16 protein-coding genes are annotated in these 21,642 nt (G+C 42.5%); 4 read left to right on the top strand and 12 right to left on the bottom strand.

What is annotated here, in order from left to right:
- Positions 1–97 precede the first annotated feature (97 nt).
- Together rpsA and amt are read left to right on the top strand one after the other, a co-directional pair.
- Positions 98–1,777: a 30S ribosomal protein S1 gene (gene rpsA / locus B4K11_RS09725; protein WP_292959345.1), complete on the top strand. Its 1,680-nt coding sequence runs from the start codon at positions 98–100 to the stop codon at positions 1,775–1,777.
- Between the two features lie 231 nt (positions 1,778–2,008).
- Entirely contained in the window at positions 2,009–5,128 is a 3,120-nt protein-coding gene (amt, locus tag B4K11_RS09720; RefSeq protein WP_292954746.1) for an ammonium transporter, read from the top strand.
- A gap of 47 nt (positions 5,129–5,175) precedes the next feature.
- On the opposite strand, the gene B4K11_RS09715 is transcribed toward amt, so the two are convergent.
- The 8 genes from B4K11_RS09715 to dnaX all read right to left on the bottom strand — a co-directional run bounded on the left by B4K11_RS09715 (position 5,176) and on the right by dnaX (position 15,290).
- Entirely contained in the window at positions 5,176–8,430 is a 3,255-nt protein-coding gene (locus tag B4K11_RS09715) for a putative bifunctional diguanylate cyclase/phosphodiesterase (RefSeq protein WP_292954743.1), read from the bottom strand.
- Positions 8,431–8,849: 419 nt separating this feature from the next.
- Positions 8,850–10,154, bottom strand: a complete 1,305-nt coding sequence (locus B4K11_RS09710) for a sensor domain-containing diguanylate cyclase (protein WP_292954740.1) — start codon at positions 10,152–10,154, stop codon at positions 8,850–8,852.
- Between the two features lie 98 nt (positions 10,155–10,252).
- Positions 10,253–10,693, bottom strand: coding sequence for a YcgN family cysteine cluster protein (locus B4K11_RS09705; RefSeq protein ID WP_292954737.1), 441 nt, complete (start codon positions 10,691–10,693; stop codon positions 10,253–10,255).
- Positions 10,694–10,981 (bottom strand): YcgL domain-containing protein, encoded by a 288-nt coding sequence (locus B4K11_RS09700; RefSeq protein ID WP_292954734.1) that lies wholly within the window; start codon positions 10,979–10,981, stop codon positions 10,694–10,696.
- A 74-nt stretch (positions 10,982–11,055) separates the two neighbouring features.
- Positions 11,056–12,231 (bottom strand): ribonuclease D, encoded by a 1,176-nt coding sequence (gene rnd / locus B4K11_RS09695; RefSeq protein ID WP_292954731.1) that lies wholly within the window; start codon positions 12,229–12,231, stop codon positions 11,056–11,058.
- 10 nt (positions 12,232–12,241) lie between these two features.
- Positions 12,242–12,841: a recombination mediator RecR gene (recR, locus tag B4K11_RS09690; protein ID WP_292954728.1), complete on the bottom strand. Its 600-nt coding sequence runs from the start codon at positions 12,839–12,841 to the stop codon at positions 12,242–12,244.
- Between the two features lie 3 nt (positions 12,842–12,844).
- Positions 12,845–13,171, bottom strand: coding sequence for a YbaB/EbfC family nucleoid-associated protein (locus B4K11_RS09685; RefSeq protein ID WP_292954725.1), 327 nt, complete (start codon positions 13,169–13,171; stop codon positions 12,845–12,847).
- 16 nt (positions 13,172–13,187) lie between these two features.
- Positions 13,188–15,290 carry a DNA polymerase III subunit gamma/tau gene (dnaX, locus tag B4K11_RS09680; RefSeq protein WP_292954722.1) on the bottom strand — a complete coding sequence of 701 codons (2,103 nt, stop codon included), beginning with the start codon at positions 15,288–15,290 and terminating at the stop codon, positions 13,188–13,190.
- 263 nt (positions 15,291–15,553) lie between these two features.
- On the opposite strand from dnaX, the gene B4K11_RS09675 reads away from it, so the two are divergent.
- Positions 15,554–15,883: a hypothetical protein gene (locus B4K11_RS09675; protein WP_292954719.1), complete on the top strand. Its 330-nt coding sequence runs from the start codon at positions 15,554–15,556 to the stop codon at positions 15,881–15,883.
- A 51-nt stretch (positions 15,884–15,934) separates the two neighbouring features.
- Here B4K11_RS09675 and B4K11_RS09670 read toward each other — a convergent pair whose 3' ends face one another.
- The gene (locus B4K11_RS09670; protein ID WP_292954716.1) at positions 15,935–17,887 is read right to left on the bottom strand and encodes a diguanylate cyclase domain-containing protein; all 1,953 of its coding nucleotides are present in this window, start codon (positions 17,885–17,887) and stop codon (positions 15,935–15,937) included.
- A gap of 205 nt (positions 17,888–18,092) precedes the next feature.
- On the opposite strand from B4K11_RS09670, the gene pyrC reads away from it, so the two are divergent.
- Entirely contained in the window at positions 18,093–19,124 is a 1,032-nt protein-coding gene (gene pyrC / locus B4K11_RS09665; protein ID WP_292954713.1) for a dihydroorotase, read from the top strand.
- A 39-nt stretch (positions 19,125–19,163) separates the two neighbouring features.
- On the opposite strand, the gene B4K11_RS09660 is transcribed toward pyrC, so the two are convergent.
- Genes B4K11_RS09660 through B4K11_RS09650 form a run of 3 tightly spaced genes read right to left on the bottom strand, consistent with a single transcriptional unit; the run spans position 19,164 to position 21,613 of the window.
- A complete protein-coding gene (locus tag B4K11_RS09660; protein ID WP_292959344.1) occupies positions 19,164–19,841 on the bottom strand; it encodes a tRNA (adenine(22)-N(1))-methyltransferase TrmK in 678 nt (225 codons plus the stop codon).
- A gap of 53 nt (positions 19,842–19,894) precedes the next feature.
- Positions 19,895–20,659, bottom strand: a complete 765-nt coding sequence (locus B4K11_RS09655) for a class I SAM-dependent methyltransferase (protein WP_292954707.1) — start codon at positions 20,657–20,659, stop codon at positions 19,895–19,897.
- Positions 20,660–20,704: 45 nt separating this feature from the next.
- Positions 20,705–21,613: a LysR family transcriptional regulator gene (locus B4K11_RS09650; protein WP_292954704.1), complete on the bottom strand. Its 909-nt coding sequence runs from the start codon at positions 21,611–21,613 to the stop codon at positions 20,705–20,707.
- Between the last annotated feature and the right edge of the window lie 29 nt (positions 21,614–21,642).

Raw genomic sequence — 21,642 nt, 5'->3', positions numbered from 1 at the left:
AAACTGACCCTGTTAAACTGGCATTACAGGCTGAAGCGCTGCACTCTCCACTCTTCCATAAATGTGGAATGTAGCCCTTACTTATAGGACATTTTCAATGAGCGAAAGCTTTGCTGATCTGTTTGAAGAATCCCTTCAATCACTAGACATGACTCCAGGTAAACTTGTAATTGGTGAAGTTGTCGATATCGACAGCGACTGGGTTACTGTACATGCTGGTCTTAAATCTGAAGCAATCATCCCGCGTTCTCAGTTCCTTAACGATGCTAACGAACTAGAAATCAAAATCGGTGACGACGTTAAAGTTGCACTAGAAGCGGTTGAAGATGGCTTTGGTGAGACTCGTCTGTCTCGTGAAAAAGCGAAACGCGCTGAAGCTTGGGAAGTTCTGCAGACTAAATTTGAAGCTGAAGAAACTGTTAAAGGTTACATCAGCGGCAAAGTTAAAGGCGGCTTCACTGTTAGCATCAACAATATCCAGGGCTTCCTACCTGGTTCTTTGGTTGATGTTCGTCCAGTACGTGATGTTGATCACCTGGAAGGTAAAGAGCTTGAATTCAAACTGATCAAACTAGATCCTAAGCGTAACAACATTGTTGTTTCTCGCCGTGCGGTTCTACAGGAAGCTAACAGCGCTCAACGCGATGAGTTGCTAGCTACTCTGGAAGAAGGTCAGGAAGTTAAAGGTTTCGTTAAGAACCTAACTAACTACGGTGCATTCATCGATCTAGGCGGCGTTGACGGCCTACTTCACATCACTGACATGGCGTGGAAGCGTATTTCTCACCCATCTGAGATGCTGAACCCAGGTGATGAAATCACAGTTAAGATCATCAAGTTCGACAAAGAATCTGGTCGTATCTCTCTTGGTCTTAAGCAGCTATCTATGGACCCATGGGCGCTTATCAAAGAGCGTTACCCATCTGGTGCTAAGTGCCAGGCTCGTATCACTAACCTTACAGACTACGGTTGCTTCGCTTCTATTGAAGACGGCGTAGAAGGTCTAGTACACGTTTCTGAAATGTCTTGGACTAACAAAAACATCCACCCATCAAAAGTTGTAAACATTGGTGATGAAGTGGAAGTTATGATTCTTGATGTTGACGAAGAGCGTCGTCGTATTTCTCTTGGTATCAAGCAGTGTACTGCTAATCCTTGGGTTACTTTCGCTGAGCAGTTTGCTGCGAACGACAAAGTTACTGGTACTATCAAAACTATCACTGACTTTGGTATCTTCGTTGGTCTACAGGACGAGCTTGACGGCCTAGTTCACATGTCTGACATCACTTGGGAAGCTGATGCTGAAGCAGCTCTACGCCAGTTCAAGAAAGGCGAAGAAGTTGAAGCAGTTATCCTTTCTATCGATGCAGAGAAAGAGCGTATCTCTCTTGGTATCAAACAGCTTGAAAGCGATCCTTTCGCTGAATACGCTGCAGCAAACGACAAAGGCGCTATCGTAAACGGTAAAGTACTTTCCGTTGAAGCTAAAGCGGCTATCATCGAGCTTGCTGAAGGTATCGAAGGTACTCTGAAAGTATCTGAGATCTCTGTTGACCGTATCGATGATGCATCTACAGTATTGAACGTTGGTGATGCTGTTGAAGCTAAGATCATCACTATGGATCGTCGCAACCGCGTAATCAACCTGTCTATCAAAGCGAAAGAACAGGCTGAAGAAAAAGCAGCTATCTCTGCTGTACGCAACGCTGAAGTTGAAGTATCAGGCCCAACTACAATTGGTGACCTAATCAAAGCTCAGCTAGACAACCAGAAGTAAAATATTTTTAAGCCTTAGGGCTTAATACAAAAAACCGCAAGCAGTTAACTGTTTGCGGTTTTTTTTGGCCAACCTTGCCCCATCCCTCCTCGCACAAAAAGCAAAATAACGACCATACCAATCCAAGGCATGCTTTTTGCATTGCACATACTAGTCGTCACCTCAAAAAACCGAGGTTTAGAGCGTACATTTCTAAAAGCTCACCCACCTTGCACTTGAGGAGTAACAGAAATGCTTAATAATTTGTGGCTAATTGTATCTGCTCTGCTGGTATTCCTGATGCAAGCAGGTTTTTTGTGCCTTGAAAGTGGCCGCACACGCAGTAAGAACAGCATTAACGTTGCAGCTAAAAACATTGCAGACTTTATCCTTTCAACATCTCTCTTCTGGTTATTAGGCTTCGGACTAATGTTCGGTAATAGTCAATTTGGGCTTATAGGTGGTGATAAGTTTCTCTTTGGCTTAGATAATTCAGCCTATGAAATATGCTTTTTCTTATTTCAAATGATGTTCTGTAGTACTGCCGCAACGCTCACTTCTGGTGCAACGGCAGAAAGAATGACCTTTATGGGGTACATATATGTCACAGCAATACTCAGCGTAGTGATTTATCCCATTACTGGACATTGGGCATGGGCAAGCATTTACCAAGGCGAGCAACAAGGCTGGTTAGAATCCATTGGTTTTATAGATTTTGCAGGCTCCACTGTTGTTCATTCTGTAGGCGGATGGGTGGCTTTAGCAGCCGTTTTGATTATAGGTCCCCGCTTAGGTCGCTATGATCGCAGAAGCAGGTTTCCATCTGGTAGCAACCTACCTATGGCAACTATGGGTACACTTTTAATATGGTTTGGCTGGTTTGGCTTTAATGGTGGCAGCGTATTACAGATCAATGACCAAGTTCCTAAAATCTTACTAAACACCTTCCTTGCAGCTATCTGGGGAGGGCTCATTGCATCCTGCTTACATTATTTTGATAAACGCTTTATCGATGTTGGTTACATCCTTAATGGTATTATTGCAGGCTTAGTAGGCATCACAGCCTCTTGCTATGCGGTCTCTCCTTTATCAGCAGCTTTTATCGGCATGGTATCCGGCATAGTAGTGTATTACGGAACACTGTGGCTGGAAAGAAAGCGTATAGATGATGCTCTCGCGGTTATACCCGCACATCTTATGGCCGGTATCTGGGGAACTTTAGCCGTCGCATTCTTTGCTAATCCTGAACAGTTAGATACGGGTTTAACCTCTTCCCAGCAACTGATTAGTCAACTTACAGGTATCATTTCTATTGGCCTTTATAGCTTTACTATCAGCTATATTTTACTGCGTATTGTAAATAGCTTTGTCCCTTTAAGAGTATCTGAAGAGGATGAAAAACAGGGACTGAATATCGCCGAGCACCGTGCTTCGACAGAACTGATCGATCTACTAGGAGAGATGGAGCAACAACAAAACTTAGGTAATTTCACCTCCCCCGTAAATGAAGAACCCTTTACAGAAGTGGGGCAAATCGCACAAAAATACAATCAGGTTATAACGCGTATTAACCATGAGATGTCACAAAAAGACTTTGCAATTGATCAGTTTCAAGCCAGCGAGAAGCGCAAAAGTGCTATTCTTGATTCGTCTATGGATTGTATTATATCAATCGATTGGGAAGGCAAAATCATCGAGTTTAACCCTTCGGCTGAACGTACTTTAGGGTGCTTAAAAAAGCAGGTCGTTGGAAAAAAATTCACTCAATATTTTGTACTTGATGACGATAGACAGTCTGTCGAATACAGCTTACGCCACTCGTTCAGCTCGGCTAGTGGTCTTCTTCTAGATAGACGCAATGCGATACAAATTAAGCGTATATCTGCTCACCCTTTCCCTGCTGAAGTCACTATAACCAGTACACGCATGAAGGATGATGCTCCTATAGAATTCACATTACATATTCGTGATGTTACCCGTGAACAAAAGCTTCAATCACGACTTAAATTTCTTGCTTATAAAGACCCTTTAACGAGTTTATCTAATCGTACGTTTATGATGAAATCCCTATCAGAAGCGATACGTATGGCGAAATTACATAGTGAAACCGTCGCTCTGTTTTTCCTAGATCTAGATAAGTTTAAAAAGATTAATGATACGCTCGGGCACAAAGCAGGAGACGAGCTTTTATGCGAAGTTGCTAACAGATTAACTAAGGTATCTAGAACAGAGGACCTCATCGCACGCTGGGGTGGTGACGAATTTGTTGTCGTTATAAAAGGAGAGATCAATAACGAGATAATAAGCAACAAAGCCAGGAATATTTTGGAGATTATGAGAATGCCTGTGGAGATTAGCCAAAAGCAATTTAATATCCCCACTAGCATAGGAATTTCACTATCAGTTAACGGAAAGGTTGAAACCGACAACCTTATCCAAGAAGCTGATATAGCGATGTATACCGCAAAAGAAAACGGCCGAGACAACTATCAAATCTTTCAACCCTACATGGCTGAAAATGCTACAAAAGCGATCAATTATGAACGTTTAATGAAAATTGGCATTGCTGAACAACAGTTTCATCTTGTCTACCAGCCAAAGGTATTCCGTAGCCAAGAAAATGTCATCGCCCTTGAAGCCTTAATTCGCTGGCAGCACCCTGAAAAAGGGCTAATACCACCAGCAGAATTCATCCCTATTGCAGAAGAGAGCAATCTTATTATCCAATTAGGTGAGGTCGTCATAAACCAAGCCTTGAATCAGCTTCATCAATGGATGGCTCAAGGACTAACACCAGTGCCTGTTGCTGTTAACATTTCAGGAAAACACCTGATATCCGATGAGCTTCTACCCTTCATAAAGCAGCAGCTTACCCTTTACTCAATTTCTGGAACATTACTAGAGATAGAGATAACTGAGGGAGTATTAATACAAGATATAGAAAGCTGTATAAAAGTACTCGAAGAATTAAAAGCACTAGATATCAGTATATCTATCGATGATTTTGGGACAGGCTATTCCTCCTTAAACTACCTAAAAAGGTTACCTTTAGACATTCTAAAAATAGACCAATCCTTTATTGAAGAGTGTGATAGTAAAGAAGAAGATAGTGAAATATGCGCCACCATAATCAATCTAGCCAAAAACCTAAATTTAGATACCATCGCAGAAGGTGTTGAAACCAAGGAACAATTAAACACTTTACTCCAACTTGGCTGTGAAGTTTTCCAAGGCTATTTCTTTCACAAACCCCTTAGCGCTGAAAAAATAGCGGCACTGCTAATACCATCCGACGAGAGCATTCTAGAAGTTAAGGTAACAGCATGTTCTCACTCCACCGCTGAATTAAAGCTCGATAATAGCGGTGGATAAACAATTCCACTAGCAACGTCAAAAAGCGAATTTGCTTGCTCCTAAAGTTAATTCTTTGCCAAATAGTCTTCAAGTTCATCAGAAGGCATTGGCTTCGCGTGCAAGTACCCCTGAATAACCGCACAATCAGAACGACATAAGAAATCTAACTGCTTATCCGTTTCGACACCTTCAGCAACCACACGTATACCTGTCGCTTTAGCCATAGTGAGCAAGGCAGCAATTACAGCCTCAGATTTAACCTCTCCTATACGTTCAACAAAAAATCGATCTATTTTTATGACATCTATAGGGCACTCAATTAAACGCTGCAACGACGAATGCTCAGCTCCTAGATCATCCAGTGCCACACTAACATTCAACTCACGCAGTTTCTGTAAATTACTTACAACATCACCATAATGACCAATTAATGCACGCTCTGTAATCTCGATTTCAAACAATGAGGGCTCTAGACCTGATCGATCCAAAACATCTTTAACACGATCATAAAAATCCGGTTGCTGAAGCTCCGTCGCGCATACATTTATAGCCACACGACCAAAACTTAATCCTAATGACTGCCATTTAAGCGCCTTATGGCATGCCTCATATATTACCCAGCGCTCGATACTAGGTAGTAAACCTGATCGCTGCGCTACAGGTAAAAACTCACCCGGTAACAACACCCCTTTTTCTGGATGATTCCAGCGTATCAAGGCTTCTACACCTTCAACTTTTGATGACTGATAGTCATATCTAGGCTGGAAATAGAGACAAAATTCACCTTCTTGTATTGCCCTATGCAGATCATTTTCTATTTTTTTCTTTAATACGATATCGTCATGCATAAGACATTCAAAAAACTTATAGCATTGCCCGCCACTCTCCTTGGCTTGATACATGGCTAAATCTGCATGTAACATAAGCTGCTCAGGGTCACCCGAATCTTCCGGGTACACTGTTATCCCAACACTTGTCCCTGTACGAATCATATGACCAGATAACGGTATAGGCTGACTTAGAGTATCAATCACTCTCAGTACAGTATTCACAACACCCTCAGACTTATCGAGATCGGTCATAACTACTGCAAACTCATCTCCCCCTAAGCGCGCAACAATATCCTGCTCACGAATATTCGCCTCAAGTAAAGCAGCCACAGCACAAAGCAATTCATCACCAACCCCGTGACCTAAAGTGTCATTCACCTCTTTAAAGCCATCTAGGTCAAATAACATTAAAGAGACTTTCTTAGAATTACGATCAGCACGCTTTAATGCTTCAGTTAACTGGTCCTGAAAACCTCGCCTGTTTGCCAAACCTGTTAGCGCATCATGATGCGCTATATGCCTCACTACTTCCTCAGCTTTTACGCGCTCTTCAATCTGAACGAGTAATTCCTGAGTTCGCTCAGCTACGCTCTCTTCTAATCCCTCCTGAACGCGCCGCAACTCTCCTTCTGTACTCTTCCTGTGCTTAACCTCATCCTCTAACTGGACAAGATGACCCTCCACCTCATCAGCCATCTCATCGAAAGCATTCGCCAAAGAGCCCATCTCATCTTTTTCAGTTGTTTTAAATCTATACTGCCTATCACCCTGCTTAAATAACGCAATACCCGCAATAAGAGCTGTAATTCTTTGCGTAAGATAAGATGCTATCCAAGTTGCTATAATTATGACAATCACAATCATTAACAACGTAGAAGCGGTAAGCCTTTCCGCCATCTCTCTCAAATTACTTACAATTACTGATCGTCCCTTTAACGCCTCCTCCTGAATCTTCCCATCAATCAGGTCAATCTTATTATCAATTCTTTTTCGGGATGCCACTGCAGCTAAGTGAAAATCATTCACGTTAGCTCCAACCGTTACAAACCCAAATCCCCTCACACTATTTCCATATTGACCAGTAAAATAAGGAATTGGGGCTGCTGTCGTGAGCTTCCATAAGCCGCTCCAATATATGGTAAACGAACCGGATCCCCCTTTTTCAGTCAAATCAAACCAGCCTGTACACTGAGGGGCAAAGTTTAAGTATCGACAATCTAAAGCACGATTCCCGGTTTTCATTAAATCTTTAGCTGGTTTACGCTCTAAGCTTTGATCACGAAAAGTAGCTGCTTGCTGCTCAAATTCTGCATAAGAAAGGCCCGAAGCTTGCCAATCATCATAGACACTTTGCTCTAGCCAAGGGACCTGCGGCTGCCCTGTTTCAGGGTCATACCCCACAATAAAATAGTGCCTAGGATGAGCGATATTCCGGCCTTTATAATCCCAGATAAACGCATAATTACCCTCCGAAGCATCAGGCGTATTCGTATACCGCTGCTCCGTAGGCATTATATGATCGGTAAAAGCCATCACATGGCGATGATCCAGCGCCAAAGATACATAACCCACCTTCACACCATTACGGGTCACAGGCATTGCCCAACGAATAATGCCCTGAAAGCGCCTTCCTAGGGGGTTCTCTTTACCCGCATAAGCCCCTTTTTCTGGCTCAAATTCAATGCCAGCTTTTTTAGCTGATTTAGGTGTATATTTCCCGATAATCCTAGAAGGAACATAAGCCCCAATTACATCAGAGACATAGATATCGCCTGGCTTAAGTTTTTTTAATGCAGGGAAATAAGATTCAGCTTTGATGAAGGTATTTTCTTTTACAGAGATATCTTTAAGCTCAGATGTGAAAAGCTCAGATTTGACGACTTTTAAACGCTCTACGCCCTCCAAATCAATAAAGGTCATCTCCAAATATAACGAGGAATCTTTTAAGTCGACATTAGTATCAGCAGGGTAAGAATGGAAAGATTTAGCATTAGCTTCTAACGATGAAACAACCGGAACACCTGGCTGCTTATTATCTTTAGTGACCCAACCACTACCATCAGGCTTTAACTCCCAATCAGCCCTGTTCATTAGCTTAGATTGACGATGTGCAATAAAAGTCTGATAGGTAGCTTCATCAGGCACTAATGCAGCGGCTAATCTAATATCTTGATCACGTGCATGCAAAAAACGAGCTATAGATTTGGCCGTATCCGTTGTTATACGTTCTATTTCGTTACGCGCTCTCTCATCAAGTGCCTTCACAGCATCATTAACAGCTAGTTCTCCTGTCTCTGACAAACTCTCACGAGAAAGCTCCGCTAAACTTTCATACCTAAACCCTAGCATTTCAGCTAGTTTAGATGACTGGTTCCAAGCCACCCAAGCGATGAGAATGAGAGGAAAAACTTTTATTAAGACAAAGAGAAGAACTAACTTACCCCTCATACCAAAGGCTGCAGCACCTTGTGGGAGCGTATTTTTATTCAAACAAAGCACCTTAGGCCGTGAAGCCTAACAACAAGCAGAAAAAACTATCCCTTTCACTAAAAAATCCCTCTATCTATTGAACATAGCTGCATTGTTTGCAGCTGTAAATAAAATTGAAAAATAAAACCTAGGAATACATTCAAACAAAGAAAGGAGATATTTTAAACTTGTTACTCTATAACGTAATCGGCAAAACCCTCACCATCAATATCATTATCTTTCACCTCATACTCGCTAAGTACTTAAAGCCGGTATTAAATTCTCAGGAACTGACAGGAAATACTCTTCACATTGAATTATGCAAGAAGATCCAAAGTTTAAGAGAATACAAATTACCGCCAAATATAGGGCTTCTGATAATGACAATTAGCACTCTTAAATTTAGATTTACTAATCTTTGATCGCATATTGCTTAGACACTAACGCGCGAAATGATAGCCTCGCTTTCCACTTCGCTTTACTTTATACATTGCATGGTCAGCCTCGCGTAATAGCTGCTCAGCATCCTTAAAGGGCCCCTCAATATCCAGCAATGAAATGCCTATGCTACTGCTGATTTGTACACTCTGAGACTTATCCCGAATGTCAGTAATCACAAAAGACTCATCCATTGCAGATATAATCTTAGCCGCCACAGATTCAGCATCCGCTATAGAGCTAATATCAGACATCAGAATAATAAATTCATCCCCTCCTATGCGCCCTACAGTATCAACAGCTCTGATCTGCTCTACTAAACGCTTGCCGGATTCGATCAACACCTGATCTCCAGCATCATGGCCAAAATTATCATTTACTGATTTAAAACCATCCAAATCAACAAACATTATGACCGCTGACTTCCGCTCACGCTGCGATCGAGCGATAAGCTGCTCCATACGGTCACGACACAGCCTCAAGCTCGGCAATCCTGTTAAAGCATCATAATGAGCTAGTTTGTTTAATCGATCTTTTGCCTTTTCAGCTTGCTGCACCGCGTTATGTAACTGCGTCACATCATATTCAGAAACTAGTAGAAGATACTCGCCTGTAAGCGGATGCCGGCTTGTACGGATATCAACAACATGCCGCCTCACACCTTTGCTGGTAACCATCAAATGCTCATGCTTCCCATCCTCATGCTTTCGCCCCTGCGAAAGACGTTCGAGCCCTTCTGCACCATCATGAAAACGACGCTCAAAAATAGAAACACCACCTTCTTGATCATCGACGTAACCATAGAGCGAGGCCGCTGCAGGATTTTCAAACAATGGTCTACCCGACATATCAAAACTCGTTACGGCCACAGATGTATATCGAATAGCTTCAGAAAAAAGCAGATGTTCAGGCTGCTTACCTAAATCGACCGGCTCACTAATGAAAGCAATAATTCCACGGTGACGTTCTGGACCTAAAAGCACGGCTTTATGTCGCATTAGGAGCGTTTTAGCCTGACCGTTGGGATAAGTTGTCCAAGGGTCTGAAGTTAGCCCCTGCGAAGCGGCTTTATAGAACGTATGCTCTGTACGCTTACGAGCACCTTCAGTATCAGCAGATAGATCTTTATCAATTAGTGCTTGAAGGTTATCCAGCCCCCAAAATTCTAACGCTCGTGTATTGCCCCACCAGAAGCCATGCCGATCCAAATCAAAAATCCAGATAACATCAGGTACAAAATCGAATGCAGTAACCGCATTAAAATTTTCGAGTATAGGTAGGTGGTCAAACTGATCAGGCTGACTCAAAACATTCATCTCCAACTGATCATATGCACTTTATGCTAGAAGAAACTTCTCCGCAAATTAGCCTCATGCAATAAAAAAGCGCCCTAGGCGCTTTCTATTTATTCAATAACGTAATCGACAAAATCCTCTTCATCAATCTCGTTATCTTTTACCTCATACCAGCTAAGCACTGAAGCACCAGACTGGATCACTGTGGCCTGATCACCACTAACTAATGGATGCCATTCAGGCAGGTCTTTTCCTTCATGCACCAAACGATACGCACAACTAGGTGGGAGCCAATGAAACGCATCAACATCCTTAGGGGTTAGTTTTACGCAATCAGGAACAAGCGAGCAACGCTCTTCATACTTAGTACAACGACAGGTATCAAAATCTAATAAGTTACAAACAACCGTTGTATAGAAGACCTCTTTGGTGTCTTCATCCTCAAGCTTGTGTAAGCAACACAAAGCACAGCCGTCACAGAGCGACTCCCATTCACGGGAGCTCATCTGATCTAAGCTTTTGCTACGCCAAAAAACTTCTTGTGACGACACTTATCGCACACCACTTTCAGGGCGATCTTTGTGTAGATCTAACATGTAATCATCTTTAGGCGGCGGCATTTGCAAATAATATCCCTGATCTTCAATACCAGCCAAAACCTTCTCGGTATCAACCCGCGCCAACTTACGGTCAGCAGTCAAAGGGATATCCATCACCAATTTAGGTGTACCAAACATCTCTCTTAGCGCGTCCGGCACTTTGTTTAGCTGATCTCGTTTATCAACATATAAATACATTTCGTCCTTACGAGTACTCAGATAAACTGAACAAATTTTCATGAACTAGCACCTTAATTTCTTTAATCTGAATTTCTTAAACTATCAATTTCTTAAACTATCAATTTCTTAGACAATCAATTTCTTAGACAATCAATTTTTTCCAGCTCAGCCAACAGCGCAGGTCCAATCAGTTCCTGTCGCCACTTACTCATCTGAATAGGCAGCCTATATTCACCATGATCTACACCCGAACGTATAAGTACTTCCAACTCTTTACGTCTTAACAGTATCTCAGGAGCGATATTGTTAGCCTCAGCTTCCTTACGAGAAATAGCTTTCAATTTCTTTAGATGTTTATTCCAGAAAAAGTGCAGCGGCTTAGGAATAGCCTTAGGTGAGGATTGCTCAGCACTACTGGCACCACCCTGAAGGAAACCTAATATAGTTTCACCATCAGTACGCAAAATCCGCTTCTTAATCTCATCTAATTTAGATAATTCACCTAAACTGCGCGGCCAATTTTCAATAATTTGCAACAAAGCTTGGTTACGCAAAATGCGGTTTCTAGGCACATCTCGTTCACGCGCAATACGTTCACGCCAAGCGGTTAAATCTCTTAGTGCAGCTAACTTATGCTCAGGGCAACGCCACATCTGGGTGAATCGTAGGTAATACTCATAACCCTCGACATCATCAACTAAGGCATTATCAAGCATCGCTTGGTTTTCTTGCTCGGCCCAAGTATACGTATCCCTATCTATAAATTCTTTCTTCTGTAATTCATAGATAGCTGGCAGATAAGCAACATCTAAAGCGGCATAACGCTCCTGGCTCTCTGTGAGGGGCCGTTTCAACCAATCTGAGGTAGTTTCATGTTTTGCCATGTGGACATCAAGCTTCTGCTCTAACATCCGCTGAAGACCCATTGAAAAGCCCCAATTCAGCAGTCCCGCACCTATTTGTGTATCAAAGACAGGCCGTGGAAGTACTCCGAGTACTTTAAGAAATAGCTCAAGATCTTCGGTTGCTGCATGCATTAATTTAATGACAGACTGATCTTCAAATAATTCAGCTAACGCAGAGAAATCTGATATCTCTAGAGGATCGATTAAATAACACTGCTTTTCATCAGCAACCTGAATCAAACCTGCGATAGGGTAAAACGTTTCTACACGTAAAAACTCTGTATCTAAAGCAATGAGCGGTAGAGTACGCCAATGCAGACAATACTCTCTAAGTGCTTCCTCAGAAGATATCCAAATAGGCTGATCTGCAGAAGATTCTAATGTTTTCCAATCGTAATCCGACAACTTTAAATCCTCAAAGAAGAGAGCGTCTACCCGCCATAGCGTGTGCTAAAGTACCGCCATCAACGAACTCTAGTTCACCACCAACAGGTACACCATGCGCTATGCGTGATACCTTGATATCTTGGTCTTTCAACTGCGCCGCAATAAAATGAGCCGTAGCCTCACCCTCTACAGTAGGGTTCGTTGCCAATATAATCTCTTTCACTTCCGTGTTCTGAACAAGCTCGAGCAACTGATCAATACCAAGATCCTCAGGCCCTACACCATCAATAGGTGAAAGATGTCCAGAAAGCACAAAATACACGCCGTTATAACCGCCAGTTTGTTCCACAGCTAAAACATCTACTGGTGACTCGATCACACATAGCGTAGATTTATCACGGCTCTCAGACTGACAAATATCACAGAGCTCTTGCTCAGATAATGTACGACACTGTTTACATCGCCCAATATCTGAAACCGCTTTAGCGAGTATGTCAGATAAAGATAACGCCCCTTCAGAATCTCGTTCTAAAAGGTGAAATGCCATACGCTGAGCAGATTTGGGGCCTACACCCGGCAAACAGCGTAAAGCCGTTATTAACTGCTGAATTAAAGGACTAAACGACATAGATTAAAACGGCATATTAAAACCAGGAGGCATACCCATACCACCGGTTACATCAGCCATTTTTTCCTGAGTGTAAGCTTCAATTTTTCTAACCGCATCATTAACTGCCGCGGCTACTAAATCTTCTACGATCTCTTTTTCTTCTTCCATCAAGCTGTCATCGATATTAATACTTTTAACATCATGACGCCCATTCATTACAACTTTAACAAGGCCAGCGCCGGACTCACCGGTCTGTTCCGCAAGTGCAATCTGCTCCTGAGCTTTCTGCAAGTTTTCCTGCATCTGCTGGGCTTGCTTCATTAAATTGCCCATTCCACCCTTCATCATTTTCTCTCCTCTTTCATTAATCGATAGGTACCACAGATGACAATTCGATCTGCGCACCAAAATGCTGCTGTAATAACTTTACCGTTTCATCATTACGAATTGACGCGATAGCAGCAGAATGTCGCTCTTCACGCTTACGGTTCAAATACTGTGCGGGCGTTTCTTGCTGTTGTTCTGCCTGGATAAATGCTACATCGACTGAAACATTGCAGTATGCTGATAACGCCTCACTAATACGCTGCTGTTGAATATCATTTAGCATCGTTTTTTGATCTTTTGTGTAGTGTAAAACTACGCCATCCGAGCTTACCTGTTCTAACGAAAGGTGAGTGGCAAGGCTTTCGGTCATTCCGCTTAGACCGATACTGCGACTGATATGAACCCAGTGAGGTGGCTGTATTGAAGGCAAATCCCTAGGGCATTCATCTACTGCTACATCACTTTTTGCGATCTCAAAAATTTCATCAGCAACCGCAGCAGGTACCGCGAGTTCATCCTGAGCATCATGAGAAATCGTCTGTCCGTTATTACTCTCAACCGGATCATCAAGGTCCCATGGAGGGGGATTCCCTCCAAGGCTTTCAGCCTCAGACTTTTTTGCTGGGGCTACCCCGCTAAAGTGCCCTTCTGGCTCACCATACTGCAGTGGAGCTTCCGATTCATAAACAGGCATAACACTCGGCTGTTCTTGACCTGAGTGTGTACTTGATGGCACCAAACCAGGGTTTTCAGAAGCATTGGAGTTAAAATGCGCTGCAGCCTGAGACTCGGTCGATGTTTCCTGGGGATGTTGTAATTGAAGCTCTTGTAATTGCGTCACCTCTTGCGATCGAGGTACTTCTGGTTGAACCGCTGATGCAGAAACCTCATGACTAGGATTAGCAGTAGTTGTACTGGAAACGCCTGAAGGATGTACATCTGCAACAGTAGATACAGGACCCTGTTCTATTTTTGCTTGAGGCTCCGAATTGGCTTGATCGCTTATAGCAGAAGGGGCTGCAGTGTTACTCAGCTCAACGGACCGAGACGCTGCACCCGCAGGTCTAAATGCAAGCATTCTTAAAAGTACCATCTCAAGCCCTTCACGAGGGTCTGGAACAAAAGGAATATCCTTACGTCCCATTAACGCCACTTGATAATATAGTTGTATATCTTCAGCTGTCAGTTGACCCGACAACTCTTTGATTTGAACCACATCCCCCATACTGTTATCCACAGCATCAGGAATAGCCTGAGCCAAAGCAATACGATGTAAAACACTAATCAGATCACCGAGGACGGTATTATAATCTGGTGAAAATTGAGCTAAGTCAGTCACAGCAGCCATCAATGCCTTCGCATCACCCGCAGCTAAGCAATAAAGCATTTGGTAGACTAGGCGCTGATCAATTGTGCCAAGCATTGCACGGACATCAGCTTCATTGATAGCCCCCGCTCCAAACGCTATCGCCTGATCGGTAAGGCTCATTGCATCACGCATCGAACCATCCGCCGAGCGAGCTAACAACCATAGTGCAGGCTCTTCAAACGCGATGTTTTCTTCGCCTAGAACAAACGTTAGATGCTTAACAATTCGTTCTGGTATTAGATTTTTCAGATTAAATTGCAGACAACGTGACAAAATCGTAATAGGAAGCTTTTGTGGATCGGTTGTCGCAAGAAGGAACTTCACATGCGGAGGTGGCTCCTCCAATGTTTTCAGCAACGCATTAAAAGAGTGCGTTGATAGCATATGAACTTCATCTATTAGATATACTTTGTAGCGGCCATGGGTCGGTGCATACTGCACATTTTCCATCAGCTCACGTGTATCCTCAACCTTAGTTCGAGAAGCCGCATCCACCTCTATCAGATCGACAAAACGCCCTTCAGCAATCTCTGTACACGCTGAACATTGCCCACAGGGTGTTGAAGAAACGCCTGTTTCACAGTTAAGTGATTTTGCAAAAAGGCGAGCAATCGAGGTTTTACCCACACCACGTGTACCAGTAAACAAATAGGCATGGTGAAGCCGATCATCATCTAGAGCATTAACAAGCGCTTTTAACACATGTTCTTGCCCTACCATCTCTTGGAATCGTGCGGGGCGCCATTTACGCGCCAAAACCTGATAACTCATCGAATATATGCAGCTTATCGTCTAAAATTCAGTTTCCTATGCTACCTTTTGCGCCTATTTTTCGCTAGTGAAACCTTTTGATTTATCCCCTTATTATGGCAACCGCGTGATTCACACAACGTCTTAACAAATACGCATCTCCCCCCCAAACAAACGCTTTCAAACTAGCCCTTAAGCCTTATCTGTAGATAAATTACAGAGAAACTCGCCAGCAATAAGAATTAGGTTTAAAATTAGGCAAGAATTCTTGTGGACAAGCACCCATGTTTAAGAAAAGAACATCTAAATCAGAACTTCGAGATCAGCTTAATGCTGAGGTCGCCCAGTTTCTGAAAAAAGGTGGTGAAATAGAACAAGTAGAAATGGGTGAATCTGCACTAATTGATGGCCGTTACAACCAGCATAAATCAAGCCTAGACCGTCCCTCACCCCAAGAACGCACCCCAGTTCACGGCTTACTCTCTGCGATAGATTCACGCCGCAAGAAAAAGGCTTCCCCCTCTAAAAACTCAACCCGATTAAAAACACCGAAGGAAAAGGTCATATATGATGACTTTGGTGATCCAGTCCGAACAATCTGGGTTGATGAATAACCAATACAATAACGGCATACACTCTGACTAAGTTTTCAAACTTAATGCGCCTCAACTTTTAGCTAATACACAGTCTTCATAAAAACAATATTGATTTTTCCCTCGATGCTTAGCACGATACATCGCTATATCTGCATGTTCATACAACTCTTGGGAAGATTCACCATCAGCAGGATAAACTGCAATACCGATGCTCGCCCCAATATGAACCCTTTTACCACCAAGATCTAATGCGGGCGAAAGGGACTGAATAACTTTATCCGCAACGTTCACCACACAAGTGGAGTTTTTTATGCTCGGCAAACAAATAACAAACTCATCACCGCCTAAACGCCCTACAGAATCAGACTCCCGCACACAGTCCTGTAACTTTGACGCCACATGCTTCAACACCTGATCACCTAAAAGATGACCATAACTATCATTAACCTGCTTAAATCCATCTAGATCGAGATAAAGCAAAGCCATGCCGACTTTATTACGTTTAGAGAGAAGCAACGCTTGCTCCAAACGTTCATTAAATAGGCTACGGTTCGGGATACCCGTCAAAGGATCGTAGTTAGCTCGATAACGAATCTCATCCTCTTTTTGTTTCCTCTTACTAATATCAGAAAACAGCGCAATAAATTCTAAAGGCTCACCGTCCTCATCACGAACCATCGCTATCGTTTGCCACTGAGGATACACCTCCCCTGACTTACGTCGATTCCAGATCTCTCCTTCCCAACGATTACTCCGCTTTAACTCTTCAAACATCTCTTTATAAAAATGTTCATCATGGTGACCTGAATTAAGTATTCTCGGGCTTTCTCCTAAGACCTCCTGAGAATTAAAACCTGTAATTTCAGAAAAGGCAGGGTTTACCATCGTAATAACTCCCTCAAGATCAGTCACCATGATCGCCTCAGAAGCCGCATCAAAAACAGTCGTAGCGACCCTCATTCGCTCCTCTATTTTCTTGTATGCCGTCACATCTTCTTTAACAGAAATATAATGCGTAACTTCCCCATCATCAGAACTAACAGGCGAGATGATGGTTTTATCCCAATAGAGTGTGCCGTCTTTCCTTTTATTTCGAAGCTCTCCCTGCCAAGTTTCACCGCTAGAGATTGTTTCCCAAAGCTCAGAATACTCTTGAGTCTCGGTCAATCCAGATTGGAGCAACCTAGGGTTTTCACCGATCACCTCTTCTTGTTTATACCCAGAAACTGCATAAAAACGCGGATTAGCATAAGTAATAACACCCTCGCTATCTGTCATCACAACCCCTACAGGGCTTTGCTCAACCGCTCGCGAAAGCTCTTTAAGCCTTAAATGCTTTTTATCCTGAATATATTCATAATGCTCTAAGCGACTGCACATATAATTAAAAGCTGCAGCCGTTTCAACCAGATCACCGCAACTTTCTGCAGGTATCCGATAAGAGAAGCGCCCATTCGCTATATGATGACTGGCTTTTCTAAGATGAGATAATTGGCGTGATACTACCTTCAACGCAAAGTATGACCCGATTATCATCAGCAATACTTCTAAACTGACTAATGTGTATACCTTTTGATCCGCCTTTTTAATCAATGCAAGAAGATCACTGGCTTTAACGCCATAGTGAATATTAAATTCTTGATTTTCACTGTTCGAAAGCATAATAGCTTGATCAAGGTAACCACCATAGTTCTCAGAAAACAATGGTTGCTGATGATCGTGATCATGATCATGTATCCCTTCTGAAACAAGCAACGTTCCATCTTCTGCGTAGATATACAGATACACCAACTCGTTCGTCGCCATAAGAGAAGACACATGCTTTTTCAGCTGAGCAAACTCGCCACTTTCAATGCTTGGATGCAATAAAATACTCACCATGTCATTGATCACTTTGGCACGATGCTCCACCTCTTCTGAGGTAATACTGCGCAAGAGACTGGATGTTAATGCAGCCAGGCCAAATAGAAACAACATCCCCACAACGGCGACTGTTAATACATACTTCGTTCGATACTTCATAATAACCACAAAAAACAAGCAGACTTACATTCAAATAGTTTAATATAATAACTTCTATTAGTTGAGTAGAACATTACCTTGAAGCACATAAAGACCTTACAAAACCCTATAATTATTTCGTACTATTTCTAATACGGCTGAGCATTTCAGCCCTATCCATGAAATAATAAGCCCTATTTTAGTGAATTGATTTGCGAGCTTACCTATGACTTCCATTACGATTAAACGCCCTGATGATTGGCACATACACCTACGAGATGGCGTACAACTAAAAGACACAGTTCGCGACGTAAGCCGCTATATGGGCCGCGCTATTATTATGCCCAATTTGGTTCCACCGGTTACCAATACAGAAGAAACGCTTGGCTACCACCAGCGTATAATGGCTCAACAGCCTCAAGGTAATTTTGAGCCACTTATGGTTCTTTATCTGACAGACAATACTCAGCCTGAAGAGATCACCAAGGCAAAAGCTACAGGCAAAATTTTTGCTGCAAAACTATACCCAGCTGGCGCAACAACCAATTCAGATTCAGGCGTAACATCTGTCAAAAATATATACCCTGTTCTTGAAGCTATGCAGGAAGCGGGGATGCTTTTATTGGTTCATGGCGAAGTAACCGATTCATCTATCGATATTTTTGATCGTGAAAAAATCTTTATTGATTCAATCTTAAAAGATGTAGTTAATGATTTTCCAAACTTAAAAATTGTTCTAGAACATATAACAACAAAAGATGCCGCTGAATTCGTTGCAGCTGCCGGTGACAATGTAGCGGCAACCATCACCGCTCACCATCTACTTTTTAACCGTAACCATATGCTTGCAGGCGGGATTCGCCCCCACTACTACTGCCTACCCATTCTAAAAAGAAATATTCACCAAGAAGCTCTGATAAAAGCAGCAACCTCAGGAAGCAAGAAGTTCTTCCTAGGTACGGATTCTGCGCCCCACATGAAGCATGCTAAAGAAGCAGCATGCGGCTGTGCCGGTTCCTATACAGCACACGCGGCAATTGAATTGTACGCAGAGGTATTTGATGAAGCTGGAGCGCTGGATAAGTTAGAAGGCTTTGCGAGTTTTAACGGACCCGATTTTTACAATCTTCCGCGTAACCAAGACACTATCACCCTAGTCAAAGAAAGTTGGGATGTTCCAGCAACTTATCCACTAGGTGAAGATAATGTAGTGCCTATTCGCGCGAATGAAAAAATTGAGTGGAAAGTAAAATCCTAGCATCAAACTACAAGTACTTTTAAGTAATAAAGATAATAACTAGGGCTGCTTTGCAGCCCTTAATTTTTTTATTTCAAGATAGGCAGCTAAAGCAGGTGATGCTGCGCCATTCAACTGTTTCTCCACACGCTGGTAGTGTTGAATATTTTGATTAAGATATTCTCTATGATCATCCTGTGTTAAATCCCACATAAGATCGCCTACAGGATGAAGTTTCCTCTTATTCCCTGTTGATAAATAAATAATTTCGTAACAGCGGCCATTATCTTTTACGATCCGCTCCTCAACTAAACTAAGACCTAATTTATCAAGCTCGACACGCACTTTATAAAGCTGTCGAATGGGGCACAGTAAAAATTCCACCTCAGTATTTGGGTTATTACGTAGTACAGCCTCAACAAAATCTATCGTTAAATCACCACCGACCCCTGCAATAATCAGTAACTGTTTTTTATCTGATAACGGTAAAACTAACGATTTCAAATCTAAACAATGTGTCTTCCAACGCTCATTATCAAAGCTTGAATTCTCTAGGTCCCTTTTAACATTGGTAACTATTGGCTCAACCACATCAAGAAAATGCACAACACCTTGAATAGACGGGTCGTTCAGAATTGAATATCCCAAATAACCATGATCGCAGCAACAATCCCATACATGCCCATAAGGATAAGCAATCATCTTTTGTAGCACTTCTAAACGTAAAGGTAGCTTCAATGTTTTTCCTCTTTTAATAAAGCCAAACATAACCTAAACCAGACATGCAAAATTTAGCGAGTGGGTTTTCTAAATTTGAGTGTGAATCTATCACTGTATTTATCGATAGCTGGATGTACCGAATCATAAATAAGCCCATCTTCAGCTCTCGCGTGGAGATCAGACCAAGCCTCCAACTCAAAGCCAGCATCAAGCGCCTCTTTAATGATTCTCACAGGGTCTACTCTACGCCAGCGCTCAACAGCATAAGGCTCCATATGCCGTCTTGTATGATCAATCACACCATAAATACCGCCAGGCTTAAGCGATTTATAAACTTCCCGGTTCAACAACATCCGACTTTGAGGCGTCATATTGTGCATATTCCTAAAAGTCAGAACCATATCTAAATCAGCCAGACCAAACTCAATTTTGTCATAATAGCGAATAAACCGATGCATTTTAGAGCGCTGCCACACATGGTTATCCTCACTGACATAATTCAGATGCCCCTGCCCCCACGCCTTAACCTCATCAGACATAAAGTTCAGACCCATCGCTAAATGCAGCTCACCTGTCCCTTTTAAGACATTACCTAAAATTTTGGTATACCAACCACCTCCAGGGAATAACTCCAATACTTTCATATCTTCTTTAAGACCAAAAAACTGAAGTGTCTCTAATGGCTTACGCCGAGAATCTCTAAGCTTTTCTTCTGCCGTTCGAATATCAGACGCTATAGATTTCTGAATACGCTCATCAGAAGCCGATGCATCATACGGTAAAGATATCCCCATGATTACTAACAGCGCTAACGCTAGACATCTGCCATTAAACATAAAAGTCTCCATCTTTGAATTGAAGGTAAGCCACCCTGTGCATACTTATTGTAGACACAGATTGAGTTGATCGAGTAACCAACGAATACCTGCATCAACCCCCTGCAACGGGTGCCAGTATGCAGTAAGTTGTATTAGGTGGTTAGGGTTTTCTAGAGGTAACCAATTAAGCTCATCGGTAACATAGTGTTCTGCAACACGCTCTGAAACCGCTACGACCCAATCACTTTCTTCTAAAATACGTGTCGTTGCCCCAAAACCATTTACAGTCAAAGCGACCTCTCTGGACAAGCCTTGGCTTTCTAAATATGAATCAAGATAACCTTGCCCATCACCCAACATCGTTATACGCAGCTGAGCTTGACGTGAAAAAGCGGCTAAATCAACATACTCCCCTTGAAGCAGCGGATGATCACGCTTAGCTAAAACCCCAAACCGCTCCTCTCCCCAACAGCTTCGTCGAAGATCTAACGGCTCTCCAGGCCAATTTGAAATACCTGTGATCAGATCCAGCTGACCTGCTAGCAAGGCTTCCCGTGGATTATCAGGCTGAAGCTTCATCTCAAAACCAACTTTCCAGTGATTCTCCCTAGACAGCCTAATTAACTGAGGCAAAACCACCAGTTCAAAATGTGGGTTAGAGGCAATACGAAAAACCCGCTCATCCACACAGGGGTCAAAACTACTACTGTCACCTACCGCCTCATCCAATAGCTTAAGTGCACTTAAAATAGGTTCCGCTAACTGCTGAGCCCTAACACTCGGAAGCATTTTTCCATCCTGAGACGAAAAAAGTGGGTCACCTAGCTGCGACCTTAAGCGCTTTAAAGCATGACTGGTTGCAGGCTGTGATAGGTTCATTAAATCTGCGGCCTTAGTTACAGACTGAGTTTTCCACAAGCAGGCAAACAGCCTTAATAAATTAAGATCTAAGCTCTGCAGATTTATATGCATAAAACGAATACTTCAATTAATAAAATGAA

The sequence above is a fragment of the Neptuniibacter sp. UBA6509 genome (assembly GCA_002435145.1).
Taxonomy (GTDB): Bacteria; Pseudomonadota; Gammaproteobacteria; order Pseudomonadales; family Balneatricaceae; genus Neptuniibacter.
This window is presented reverse-complemented; position numbering and strand designations above follow the sequence as displayed.